This is a genomic window from Gemmatimonadaceae bacterium, assembly GCA_036003045.1.
Classification (GTDB): Bacteria; Gemmatimonadota; Gemmatimonadetes; order Gemmatimonadales; family Gemmatimonadaceae; genus JAQBQB01.
In genome coordinates this window covers 43,576-55,121 of the sequence record DASYSS010000046.1, presented here as the reverse complement: position 1 = coordinate 55,121, position 11,546 = coordinate 43,576, and the positions used below count along the sequence as shown (strand labels likewise).

Below are 11,546 nucleotides of genomic sequence, written 5' to 3'. Positions count from 1 at the left end.
CGTCAACGAAGATTCGCCACGTAGGCCGCGAGCGCGCGCAACTCGGGCCCGCTGTACGCGTTGAGCGTCGGCATCGCCGCCCCGGGCTTGATGGCCTGCGGATCGGCGATCCATCCCTCGATCGCGCCGAAGGAGTTCGTCAGCGAGCCGGCGGCGATCGTCAGTCGACTTCCAACGTGCGTGAGATCGGGGCCGACCGGCCCACGCGCGTCGGTGCCGCGAACCGTATGACACGTCGCACACACACCCTTCGTGAACAGCTGCTGGCCCGCCGCGGCGGTCGAGTCCAGACTCGAAACACTTGGCGCGGCCTCGGCCGTTACCCAACGAGCGAACGATGCCGAATCTTCAGCGACCACCGTGATCGCCATGTGCGCGTGCTGCGCGCCGCAGTACTCCGCGCACGCGCCGGTGAACGTTCCGGCTCGGCGTGCCTCGACCCTCAGCTCGTTCGTGTCGCCAGGGAGGAGATCCATCTTCCCGGCGAGCGACGGAACCCAGAAACTGTGAATCACGTCGCTCGTCGTCAGCTTCAGGAGGACCGGGCGGCCGACGGGAACGTGGAGCTCGTTGGCCGTACGAAAACGCGTTTGAGCGGAGCCCAGGTCGTAGTCCAACTGCCACCACCACTGATGGCCGGTCACGAGGATGGTGACCGCGTTCTCTGCGGGAATTCGCTGACGCATGACGCGCACGGCGATGACCGACACGAGAGAGAGCACGACGACGGGGAGCACGAGTCCACCCCAGAGGAGCCAGCCGCGTCCGCGCTCTTCGAGACCCACGATCCCTCGCTCGCTGCCCTTTCCGCGCGCGATCGCCGCGACCATCACGACGCAAACGAGGATGAAGATCGCGGTCGACACCGCCACCATGAGCCACGAGAGGGTCGCCGTTCGCTCGGCCGCGTCGCTGGCGTGCGAGAACGTGCTGAGCGGCGTCGCGCAGCCCGCCCCGTAGAGCAACGCGGCGATCGCCGCGCACGGCAGAACGAGCCGTCCAACTCGCGAGCGTCGAAGCGTCGGTCACCTCTTCGAGTACAGGTACGCGGCGATGTCGCGAGCGGCTGCCGCTGAGAGACCGAGGTTCGGCATGGTCGTGCGCGGCGCGTACGCAGGCGGATCCTCGAGCCACGCGATCAGATTGTCCGGAGTGTTCGGCAGCACGCCGCCGACGATCGAACGGTCGCCCACGCCTTTCAGCGGCGGGCCGACCTGCCCGGCGGCGCCTTGAATTCCAGGGATGACATGACACGCGCCACAACCCGCCGCCACGATCGCCGCACGGCCGCGCGCCGCGTCGCCACCAGGCACGGTTCGCGCTTCCGCGCGGCCGCAACTCATCAGCCCGATCGCTCCGGAGGCGACCGTCAGCGCCGTCCTCGCACGGCGCGCCGGCCCGTCCAGCCATGCGACGAACAGGACACTCATCATGATCACATATACGATTCCGCCGGGAATCCACATCAGCATTCCGGCAAGCCGCTGATCCTCGAGCGGCGTCACACCCCACGTGGCGGCCGCCGTCGATTGCGACGGATAGATGACGTGGCGCGACAACGCGAAGAGCGCGCCGAGCGCGCCGGTTTGCAACGCGGTCGCAAAGATCGTGATGATTCCCAGGGCGAAGGCCGTGCGGCGGGCATCGAGCCCCGCCTTCCGGGGGCGAAGGATGCTCCACCACAGGCACACGCCCGTCCCAACCAAGCTCACGTGTTGGACGGCGTGGACGGCGTCATTCCGCAGCGAACGCTCGTAAAGCGCGGGAGCGTGCCATGCCCAGATGGCGAGAGCGTGTAGACCGCACGCGACGACAGGCAGAGACGCAAACCGCCACGCGCGACCGAGCCCCGTTCTCTCGGCGAAAACACCCAGCCACCGATCCATCGTCGGCGCCGCGAGGCGAATCGCTCGGGCGGTCGGCGCGCCGAGAACGAGGAGAGGCGGCGCAACCGTCGCCAACAGCAGGTGCTGGATCATGTGGGCGGCAAACAGGCGTTCGCTCAACGGCTCGAGCGGAGACACGAGCGCGACGGCGAGAACGAGAAAACCGGCGGAGAAGCACGCCAGCTGAGTTTTGGTCACGGCGCACGCGCGTCGAGGGCGCATCGCCCCCGCCGCGATCGCGTACGCAACGCCGAGAGCCGCGGCGGCAACCGTGGGCGCACCGTCGTCAAACCAGCCAGGCCAGCGCGCGACCTCCAAGAGCATTGTCATGTCACGACCAGCGCGGCGAGAGATACAGCGACGTCACGATCACCAGCCAAACGCCATCCACGAAATGCCAGTACCACGAGGCGTTGCTGATGGCGAGCGACTTCGGCGGGTGAGCGGTGTTTCGCACCTCTCGCAGCAGCGCCCACAACAGGAACAGAAGACCAAATGCCACGTGCACGCCGTGCAATCCGGTAATCGTGTAGAAGAGCGAGGCGTACGAGTTCTGCGAGGGGCGCAGGCGCTCGAGTTTGTCGGCGTACTCCACGCCCTGGAGCACGAGAAAAGCCGTACCGAGCGCGATGGTGAGCAGAACTCCGACCCGGTAGCGCAGCCGCCGTCTCGCCGCGAATCCACGCTCCGCGATCACCAGCACCCCACTGCTCGAGAGCAGCAATGCCGTCATTACCGCCGGAATGGGAAGCGACGGCTTCTCGACCCCAGCGGGCGGCCACGCGGGATTTCGTAGGGCGAGATAGAAGTAGCTGCTGACCAGACAGGCGAAGAGGGTCCCTTCGTTGATGAGGAAGAGGGTCATCCCCCACCGGCCGACCTCCGCGCTTCCGCGCCGCCCCGAAGTCGAACCGTTCGTCCATGCGACGCTCGTCATGCTTCCGCGGCTGCCGGGGTGTGGGCGCTCGCCGGCCACATCCAGCGGGCAAGGCACAACAGCGTCGTCACGAAGCCGGCGGCCGCAAGCACGTCGATACGCGCCAGCAACGCGGCGAACGCGACCAGCATCGCGACGGCGATCGCCACGCTCCACACGTTGTCTTCTGGGAGCGCGATCGGAGCCACCGGCTCGCCGTCTACTGCCGTCGTCAGCGGCGAAAGGCGCGCGCCGTCGAGTGACGGGCCTACGGAGTACGCACCGTCCCAAAGCGGATGGCGCGAGTCGACCAGAGGAACGTGAGCGAAGTTGAACGGCCGCGGCGGCGACGTGGTGAGCCATTCCAACGACGCCGCTCCCCACGGATTCGCGCCGGCCGCCGGCCCATGCGAGCGGCAGCGATACAAACTCCAAAGCCCGATCGCGATCCCGATCGCCAGCAAATAGGCACCGACGGTCGAGATGAGGTTGAGTCCCGCGAGACCGCTCGACGCCGCGTACGTGTAGACACGCCGCGGCATTCCGAGCAGCCCGCTCATGTGCATCGGAAAAAACCCGACGTTGAATCCGACGAACATGAGCCAGAACGCGAGTTTGCTCACCGCCTCGTTGGGCATGTGGCCGTACGCTTTCGGCGCCCAGTAGTACGCTCCGGCGAACAACCCAAAGACGCTTCCGCCGAGCAACACGTAGTGAATGTGCGCGACGATGAAGTAGGTGTCCGTCGCCTGCCAATCGAACGGAATCGCGGCGGTCATCACGCCGCTCACGCCGCCGATGACGAACTGGACGATGAACGCCAGCGCGAAAAGCATCGGAGTCGCGAGAACGACGCGTCCGTACCACATCGTCGCCAGCCACGCGAAGATCGTGACCGCGCTCGGAATCGAGATGAGCATGCTCGCACCGCCGAAGAAGCTCATCTCGAGCTGAGGCAGCCCGGTCGCGAACATGTGATGCACCCACACGCCAAAGCCGATCGCCCCGGTGGCCACGGTCGACAGTGCGACGTACGTGTGTCCGGTGATGGGCCGGCGGCAGAAGGTCGGAATGACCATCGACAACATCCCGGTCGCCGGCAGAAACACGATGTAGACCCAGGGATGCGCAAAGACCCAGAAGAGATGCTGCCAGAGGAGCGCGCTGCCTCCGCGCGCCGCGTCAAAGAACGCGAAGTGCCATTGTCGCTCGAGCTCCAAGAAGCCGAGCGCGACGGTAAAGGCGGGCATCGAGAACACGACGGCGAACGACACCGTCAACGAGCTCCAGAGAAAGAGCGGCATGGTCGACAGCGACATGCCGGGCGCGCGCAGCTTGAGAATGGTGACGATCGAGTTGAACGCACCCGCCGTCGTCGACGTGCCGAGGAACAGGAGCCCGAGAACGTAGAAATCGATGTTCCGTCCCGGGTCGTGAACCGCGTCGGCCAGCGGCGTGTAGTTGAACCAGCCGGCGTTGGGCGCCTGGCCGATCGCGAAGCTCGCGTACATGAAGACGCCGGCGAGCAGAAACGCGTAGTAGCTAAACGCATTCAGCCGGGGAAACGCCAACTCGCGCGCCCCGATCATGAGCGGCGTCAAGTAGAAGCTGAACCCCGACAGCACCGGCTGGATGAAGAGGAACATCATCGTCACGCCGTGCATCGTCATCAGCTGGTTGTACGCGTTTGGCGAGATCAGCGTGTTGTCCGGCCGCGCCAGCTGCAGACGGATCAGCAGTGCCTCGATGCCACCGAGCACAAAAAAAACGAACGCGGTGTAGACGTATCGTTTGCCGAGCGTCTTGTGATCGACCGTCGCGATCCGGGCGACCCACGTGTCGGGCGTCTCCCACAGCGCCGTCAATCTGGTGCTCAACGCGGGGTCGCCGCGGCCGATATCGTCGGCTGCCGATGACACCGGGCGCAGTCCGCTCACGCCGCCGTCGCTTGCCAGCACGTCTAGCCTATTGCTCGAGTTCGCCGCGCGAAAACTCCGGGCAATGTGAGACTGCATCACATGTGCCCCCAAGCCGAGCCAATCGCTCAGGCGGCTCGAATCAACTTGTCGCTGCGTCGACGATCGCGTGCCCGCGTCGCGAGGAGCGCCAAACCGAAAATCGTCGCGAGCACCGCCTGCGCCACCAGGCTCGGCCACGCCGCGCCGGGGAGTTGATGCGTCACGATGCCGGCGCCGCGCAACGCGAACCCGGCAACATGTACGAACAGGTTCGCGATCAGTATCGTGCGCAACATCTTCCCTTCGGCATTTCGACCCAACCAGTCCAGCACGGCAAATCCGAACACGAGGATCGACATATCCCGAGCAACGAGAATTCCGTCGCCGTGCGGCTCGAGGCCGAGACCGCGGAGGATTCCGTCGGGTGACGTGAGGAGCATCGCCCCGAACAGCAGCGCGCACGCGGCGCCGATGACGAGAGCTGTCTTTGGTTTCACCGCCCATCCAGGGTAAGGTTCGCCCGCCGCCGGCTAGTCAATGCAGTGCTCGCGCCAAACACCTCACGCGGTCCATCACGCCGCAACGCTTCTTACTCAGGGCATGCTGATTGCGGCGCGAAGCAGATCTGCCCATCGCTCGGCGCAATCGGCGTCGAGCACTTTCCCCACGCACGTCCCTCCCCGAGCACTCGGGGCACAAGGGAGAATCCAATGGCCGACGATCGAGACTACACACGGGATGAAAATCCGCACCAAGGGGCGAGCCACAGCTTCGGCAAGAACATCGGCACCGGTGACCGCGAACGGTCTATTTCGACCGAACGCGAAACCCGCGGTCAAGCCGCGACGCGGGCGCCCGCGGCTGAATCCGCGAACGCCCCGGTTCGCGGACCGCGCTCCGGAGCATTCACCTTGATGCGGCGCATGGCCGACGACATGGATCGCTTGTTCGAGAACTTCGGGCTCGGACGCGCGTTCGGTCTCGGGGCATCCGCGGGACCATGGCGAGGGTTTCTCGACGAAGACCAGTCGGCGTGGGCGCCGCAGGTCGAGACCTTCCGCCGCGGCGACAAGCTCGTCGTGCGCGCCGACCTTCCAGGTCTCAAGAAAGAGGACGTGAAGGCGGAGATCGAGAACGGCGTGCTCGCGATCTCGGGGCATCGCCATTCCGAACGAGAAGAAAACCGCGACGATTTCTATCGCAGCGAGCGGAACTACGGCTCGTTCTATCGGGCCATCCCGCTCCCCGAAGGCATCGAGTCCGACAATTGCGAGGCGAGCTTCAAGGACGGCGTTCTCGAGATCACGCTGCCGGCGCCCAAACTCGACGAGCGTCGTGCGCGCCAGATCCAGATTCGCTGACGTCGGACGCCGCCGAACCAACGGAGGGACAATGCCGGAACGTGAAACGATCGAGCGCGCACACGAGGACAAAGCCGAGGGCAAATCACCCTCGACGCAGGCCGGCGAGTTCGTGCGCGAGGAGATGCATCACATTCGCGAGGGCAAGCACGGCGCCCGGTCGACGAAGCAGGCGATCGCCATCGGACTGTCGAAGGCGCGACGCTCGGGCGTCAAGCTCCAGCCGAGCAAGAGCAGCTCGTCACGCACGCGCACGAAGGCGAAGCGCGACCTCGCCAAGGGAAAGTCGCGACGCCGAAAGACGTCGCGCAAGCGGTCGCGCGCCGTTGAGGGCGCGCTGCGCCGCGAAGGGCACAGCGCCGCGAGCCGAAAGTCGCTCAGCAGCCAGGCGCGCTCCAGCGCACGTCGGCGAGGCGCGTCGGCGCGCTCGGCGGCCGCGCGGAAGGCCGTTCGCACCAAGGGCGCTCGCGCACGGTCTGCCGCCGCCAAGAAGGCCGCTCGCACTCGCGCCCGGCAGTCGCGCTGATCGGCGTGTTCGCCGTTAGTCGCGGCCAAACGCGTGCTTGAGCTCCGCTTTCGCGCTCTCGAGCACGCGTCGCCGCGTCGGCGACAGGTTTTTTCCCGCGCGGTTGACGTAAAAGGTCAACATCGACATCGCCGATCGATACGGTTCGCTCCTGCGTCGCCGGCTGTGCTCGGCCGACCGCTTGAGCGATCTCGCGATACGCTTCGGGTCATCCCATGTGAATACGTCGCGATCCAGATCGAGCGCGTTGCTCTCGCGCGTCACGCGTGCCGACCACCGCCGCGTCCGTTTCGGTTTGGCCGCGCCCGCGCGTCGATGGTTCTTCGTATTCGTCGTCACGACTCGCCTTCCCTCCCGCCGCATGACGACCGTCTTTTCTTCAACTCGCGCGCCGTGCCGGTCGCGAACGCCTTGCTCGTCGTTCGACTCTTTGAACCTGGGTACCTTCGCTCGATGTCGCTCTCGCGCGCCCGCCCTCTCGACTCGTGGACTTTGACGTCGCTGTAATCGGCGCCGGCGCGTCGGGGCTCGCCGCCGCCTCCACGCTTCGGCGGGAGGGCTGTCGCGTCGTCGTGCTCGAGGCGCGCGCCCGTCTCGGCGGCCGCATCTTCACGCAGCACCAGTCGGATCTCGAGGTCCCGATCGAGCTCGGCGCGGAATTCATTCATGGCGAGGCCGATCCGATCCGTCGGGTCGCGTCAGAGCATCATCTGCCGACACTCGACATCGCGCCCCACCGTCTGACGCGCGCCGGCAAAGAGCTCGCGGTCATGGCCGACTTCTGGTCGACCATCGACCGCGTGATGCGGCGGCTCGATCCTGATCGAGACCAGGATCGCTCGTTCGCCGACGCCCTTGCGGCGAATCGCTCGTTGAAGCCTAGAGACCGTCAACGAGCGAAGCTGTTCGTCGAAGGCTTTCACGCCGCCGATACGACCGTGATCAGCGAAAAGGCCCTCGCCGACGGCGGTTGGCCCCAAGGCGATCGCCGCGAGATGCGCATGGGACGTGTCGTCGGCGGCTACGACACCTTGATCGAGCGTCTCGCCGATCAAGTGCGCGCCGATGTTCGATTCGAGACGCTCGCCGAGCGCATCGTGTGGCGCGATCGCCGCGTCGAGGTCGAGTGTCGCGACGTCGCCGGGGCGCCCAGCGGAAGCGTGACGGCGCAGGCGGTCGTGGTCACCGCCACGCCGGGAGTTCTGTCCGCACGGGACGGCGCGCCGGGAGCCATTCGGTTCGACCCGCCGCTGCCGTCGGCGATTCTGCGCGCACTGAGTCTCACCGCGATGGGGACCGTCGTGAAACTCGTATTCAGATTCAAGCGAGCGTTCTGGCGGGACGAGAAGCTCGCCGAGCGTCTCGGCCTGCCGGATCTCGACACCACATCGTTCCTTCAGACACGAGAACGTGTTGCTTTCCCGGTCTGGTGGACGTCGTACCCGATCGCGTCGCCCACCATGGTAGGTTGGGTCGGTGGACCGCCCGCTGCCGAGTTCTCCCGCCTACCTCGTGGTGAGCTCGAGAGCCTCGCCATCGCGTCGATAGCGACGGTTCTCGGAATGAAGCCCGCGGCGATACGGCGCGAGGTTGCCGCGGTTTTCTACCACGACTGGATCAACGATCCGTTCTCGCGCGGCGTGTACTCGTACTCACGCGTCGGCGGGGCGACGGCGTGTGAGACGCTCAGCCGTCCGATCCGCGACACGATCTGGTTCGCCGGTGAGGCCGCCGATCGCCTCGGCCGCACCGGAACCGTTCACGGCGCGATCGACTCCGGCTGGCGAGCCGCCGCCGCGATTCTGCGGCGGCGCTGACCACCCCGGACGAACTCGTGTCAGATCGGGCGCCGGCCCTGAATGACGCGAAGCAGAACCGCGATGACGGCGATGACGAGCAGTAGATGGATTAGCCCGCCGCCGACGTGAAACGCGAGGAAGCCGAGGGCCCACAGAACGATGAGTACGACCGCGAGTGTGTACAGCATCCGAGTATCCTCTGTCGAAGTCGCTGCATCGAAAGGCAACTGTCGTACCCAACCGTTGACTGGCAAGCGACCGCGGCCGTCGTCGACCGCATGGGTCCGCGGCTTGCCGCCTCTTGGATGTTCGTCAACGCATCGAGGAGTCGAGTGGCCACGACGATCGAATCAACCGGTACGGCGAACGACTTCATTCCCGCTCGGCCGACGCTTCCCAAGATGCGCGCCGCGGTGCAGGAGTGTCGCGGCTGTACGCTCTACGCGAACGCGACGCAGGCGGTCTTTGGCGAGGGGCCGAAGACCGCGAAGCTCGTCGTCATTGGGGAACAACCCGGCGATGCGGAAGATCGCGCGGGGCATCCGTTCGTCGGACCCTCGGGGCGCTTGCTCGATCGCGCGTTCGAGTCCGCCGGCATCGATCGCAGCGAGATCTACGTGACGAACGCCGTCAAGCATTTCAAATGGGCAAAGGACCGCCGCACGGTGAGACGCTTGCACAAGACGCCGAGTGCCGGCGAAGTCCGCGCTTGCCGTCCGTGGATGCTGGCCGAGCTGACACTGATTCGTCCGCAGGCGATTCTCTGCCTCGGCGCGACGGCGGCGAAGGCGGTGTTCGGTCCGGCGTTCAGCGTGATGAAGCACCGGGGAAAGCCGCTCGAGTCCGAGCTCGCGCCCGTCGCCTTCGCGACGGTGCATCCTTCCGCCGTGCTGCGGGCCCCCGAAAACGAACGGGCCGGCGCCGAGCGTAAATTTTTCGCGGACGTCGCACGAGTCGCCCGACGCATGCGCTGAGTGGACGGGAGGCCGGGCGGCGGACATACTCCTCCTCGCTTGCCTTCCTTTCTCGTCGTTCAAACGAGCTTTCTCGGTGACATGATTCTCACCACTCCGCTCCTCGCCCGCTTGGCGAAGGAGGGAGCGGTGGACGTCGTGTGCACGCCGGCGGCGGGCGCGGTGTTGCCGAATCATCCCGCGGTTCGCGAGGTGATCATTTACGACAAGCGCGGCAAGGATCGAGGCGTGGTCGGAATGGCGGGACTCGCGAGCCGCCTCCGAGCCCGTCGATACGCCGCGGCATTCCTCGCTCAGGGCTCGGTGCGCAGCGGCGCGCTCACGTTGTTGGCGGGGATCCGCGAGCGAATCGGATTCTCGACGTCGGCTGGACGCGCGTTCTACACCACGCGCGTCGTGTCCCCCGAAGGCGAGCACCACGCCTCTCGACTGCTCTCGCTCGCTGATCGCGGCGCGCGCGCGGGCGATGCAGAACGCGCACGCCCGCGTCCGACGCTCTTTCCCGGCGAAGCCGAGCGAGCCGCCGCCGACGCGTTGCTCCACGACGTCACGGCGGGCGTGCCGATCGTCGCACTCGCCCCGGGGAGCATCTGGGCCACGAAGCGGTGGCCCTACTACGCCGACCTCGCGCGAGCTCTGGTCGCCGAAGCCCGGATCGTAGTCATCGGCGGCGAAGCCGATCGTCCGCTGTCCGACGAAATCGCCGACGCGACCGGCGGACGATCGATCGACGCCACGGGGCGGCTTTCCCTGCTCGCGTCGGCCGAGGTCATCGGACGCGCTCGAGTGCTGGTGACGAACGACTCGGCACCGCTCCATCTGGCGTCGGGAATGAACACTCCGACCGTCGCCGTCTTCGGACCGACCGTTCCAGCCTTCGGCTTCGGCCCGCTGGCCGACCGCTCCGCCGTGGCGGAATTCGTGGGGCTCGAGTGTCGCCCTTGCGACCGGCACGGTCCAAGGCGCTGCCCCCTCGGACATTGGCGCTGTATGCGCGAGATTACTGCCGGCGACGTGGCCGCCCTCACGCGCGCCTTCCTCGTTTCCACACCCCGGAGCTCCTGATTCATGGCGACCAAGTCGTCGGCCACGAAGAAGCAGCAGCAATACATCATCGGCGTGGACCTCGGCGGCACGAACATCGTGGTCGGCGCGATGTCGGCCGACGGCAAGCAGCACTACGCCATGCGCTCCATCCCGACGAGTGCCGAATCCGGGGCTGAAACCGTGGCCGATCGCATCGTCGGCCTAATCGAGGACGTCATCAACGCGACGATGGCGGAAACCGGCGCCTCGCGCGACGACTTCATCGGCGTCGGCATCGGCGCGCCCGGTCCGCTCGACCGCGAGAAGGGCATCGTCATCGTGGCGCCGAACCTCGGCTGGCGGAACTTCCCACTCCGCGACCGCATCGCCGAACGGCTCAATCTCCCCGCCACGCTCGACAACGACGCGAACTGCGCCACGGTCGGCGAATGGTGGCAGGGCGCAGCGCAGGGTGCGACCAACGTCATCGGCATGACGATCGGCACGGGCATCGGCGGCGGGTTGATCATCGACGGAAAGCTCTTTCACGGATCGTCCGACGTCGCCGGCGAGATCGGCCACACGACCATCGACCTCAACGGCCGCCACTGCAAATGCGGCAACTATGGATGTCTCGAGGCCTACGCCTCCGGTCCGGCCATAGCCACTCGCGCACGCGAGGTCCTCGTGCGTGAGGAGACCGCGTCGATGCTCCCGTCGATGGTGGATGGGAAGCTCGAGTCCATTACGGCTGAGACGGTGTACAAGGCCGCGCAACAGGGCGACGCCGTCGCGAACGAGATCGTCCGCGACACCGCGCGCTATCTCGGAGCCGGAATCGCCAATCTCCTCAACATCGTGAACGCGGACGTGGTGGTGGTCGCAGGCGGAGTCACCCAGGCGGGGGACACGCTGTTCATGCCGATGCGCGCCGAGGTCCGCCGGCGTGCCTTCCGCCCCGCGGTCGACGCGGCACGGATCGTCCCGGGCGCCCTTCCGGGGACCGCCGGTGTGGTCGGGGCGGTCGCGACGTTCAAGATGCAGCACCTCGGCGGTTTGTAGGCGAGTCCGCTAGGATTGGGTGGACCGGTGGACCGGTG

Annotated in this window: 13 protein-coding genes; 6 read left to right on the top strand and 7 right to left on the bottom strand. The window is 66.6% G+C overall.

What is annotated here, in order from left to right; genetic code table 11:
- Positions 1-2: 2 nt before the first annotated feature.
- The 5 genes from coxB to VGQ44_11700 form a co-directional block, all read right to left on the bottom strand.
- On the bottom strand, positions 3-965 hold the full coding sequence (coxB, locus tag VGQ44_11720) for a cytochrome c oxidase subunit II (protein HEV8447485.1): 963 nt from the start codon (positions 963-965) through the stop codon (positions 3-5).
- Positions 966-1,025: 60 nt separating this feature from the next.
- Complete coding sequence (locus tag VGQ44_11715) at positions 1,026-2,216, bottom strand: cytochrome c oxidase assembly protein (protein HEV8447484.1); 1,191 nt, start codon at positions 2,214-2,216, stop codon at positions 1,026-1,028.
- A 1-nt stretch (position 2,217) separates the two neighbouring features.
- Positions 2,218-2,823 carry a heme-copper oxidase subunit III gene (locus tag VGQ44_11710; GenBank protein HEV8447483.1) on the bottom strand — a complete coding sequence of 202 codons (606 nt, stop codon included), beginning with the start codon at positions 2,821-2,823 and terminating at the stop codon, positions 2,218-2,220.
- Entirely contained in the window at positions 2,820-4,760 is a 1,941-nt protein-coding gene (locus VGQ44_11705) for a cbb3-type cytochrome c oxidase subunit I (GenBank protein HEV8447482.1), read from the bottom strand. The genes VGQ44_11710 and VGQ44_11705 overlap by 4 nt, the downstream gene beginning before the upstream one ends.
- 86 nt (positions 4,761-4,846) lie before the next feature.
- The gene (locus tag VGQ44_11700) at positions 4,847-5,257 is read right to left on the bottom strand and encodes a hypothetical protein (GenBank protein HEV8447481.1); all 411 of its coding nucleotides are present in this window, start codon (positions 5,255-5,257) and stop codon (positions 4,847-4,849) included.
- A 213-nt stretch (positions 5,258-5,470) separates the two neighbouring features.
- Between VGQ44_11700 and VGQ44_11695 the strand changes: the two genes are divergently transcribed.
- Positions 5,471-6,121, top strand: coding sequence for an Hsp20/alpha crystallin family protein (locus tag VGQ44_11695; GenBank protein HEV8447480.1), 651 nt, complete (start codon positions 5,471-5,473; stop codon positions 6,119-6,121).
- A 31-nt stretch (positions 6,122-6,152) separates the two neighbouring features.
- Positions 6,153-6,647, top strand: a complete 495-nt coding sequence (locus VGQ44_11690; protein HEV8447479.1) for a DUF6496 domain-containing protein — start codon at positions 6,153-6,155, stop codon at positions 6,645-6,647.
- Between the two features lie 15 nt (positions 6,648-6,662).
- On the opposite strand, the gene VGQ44_11685 is transcribed toward VGQ44_11690, so the two are convergent.
- Positions 6,663-6,986 carry a DUF3175 domain-containing protein gene (locus VGQ44_11685; GenBank protein HEV8447478.1) on the bottom strand — a complete coding sequence of 108 codons (324 nt, stop codon included), beginning with the start codon at positions 6,984-6,986 and terminating at the stop codon, positions 6,663-6,665.
- A gap of 146 nt (positions 6,987-7,132) precedes the next feature.
- Between VGQ44_11685 and VGQ44_11680 the strand changes: the two genes are divergently transcribed.
- The gene (locus VGQ44_11680; protein ID HEV8447477.1) at positions 7,133-8,464 is read left to right on the top strand and encodes an NAD(P)/FAD-dependent oxidoreductase; all 1,332 of its coding nucleotides are present in this window, start codon (positions 7,133-7,135) and stop codon (positions 8,462-8,464) included.
- 20 nt (positions 8,465-8,484) lie between these two features.
- On the opposite strand, the gene VGQ44_11675 is transcribed toward VGQ44_11680, so the two are convergent.
- A complete protein-coding gene (locus tag VGQ44_11675) occupies positions 8,485-8,634 on the bottom strand; it encodes a lmo0937 family membrane protein (GenBank protein ID HEV8447476.1) in 150 nt (49 codons plus the stop codon).
- Between the two features lie 144 nt (positions 8,635-8,778).
- Here VGQ44_11675 and VGQ44_11670 point away from each other — a divergent pair, with 144 nt between their 5' ends.
- The 3 genes from VGQ44_11670 to VGQ44_11660 are packed head-to-tail and all read left to right on the top strand — an operon-like array spanning position 8,779 to position 11,508.
- Complete coding sequence (locus VGQ44_11670) at positions 8,779-9,420, top strand: UdgX family uracil-DNA binding protein (GenBank protein ID HEV8447475.1); 642 nt, start codon at positions 8,779-8,781, stop codon at positions 9,418-9,420.
- On the top strand, positions 9,421-10,485 hold the full coding sequence (waaF, locus tag VGQ44_11665; GenBank protein HEV8447474.1) for a lipopolysaccharide heptosyltransferase II: 1,065 nt from the start codon (positions 9,421-9,423) through the stop codon (positions 10,483-10,485).
- A 3-nt stretch (positions 10,486-10,488) separates the two neighbouring features.
- Entirely contained in the window at positions 10,489-11,508 is a 1,020-nt protein-coding gene (locus VGQ44_11660) for an ROK family protein (GenBank protein ID HEV8447473.1), read from the top strand.
- The last annotated feature ends 38 nt before the right edge of the window (positions 11,509-11,546 follow it).

Coding starts and splice junctions, on each gene's coding strand:
- VGQ44_11690 (HEV8447479.1), top strand. CDS start 6,153: ATGCCGGAACGTGAAACGATCGAGCGCGCACACGAGGACAAAGCCGAG.
- VGQ44_11660 (HEV8447473.1), top strand. CDS start 10,489: ATGGCGACCAAGTCGTCGGCCACGAAGAAGCAGCAGCAATACATCATC.
- VGQ44_11715 (HEV8447484.1), bottom strand. CDS start 2,216: ATGACAATGCTCTTGGAGGTCGCGCGCTGGCCTGGCTGGTTTGACGAC.
- VGQ44_11675 (HEV8447476.1), bottom strand. CDS start 8,634: ATGCTGTACACACTCGCGGTCGTACTCATCGTTCTGTGGGCCCTCGGC.
- VGQ44_11695 (HEV8447480.1), top strand. CDS start 5,471: ATGGCCGACGATCGAGACTACACACGGGATGAAAATCCGCACCAAGGG.
- VGQ44_11710 (HEV8447483.1), bottom strand. CDS start 2,823: ATGACGAGCGTCGCATGGACGAACGGTTCGACTTCGGGGCGGCGCGGA.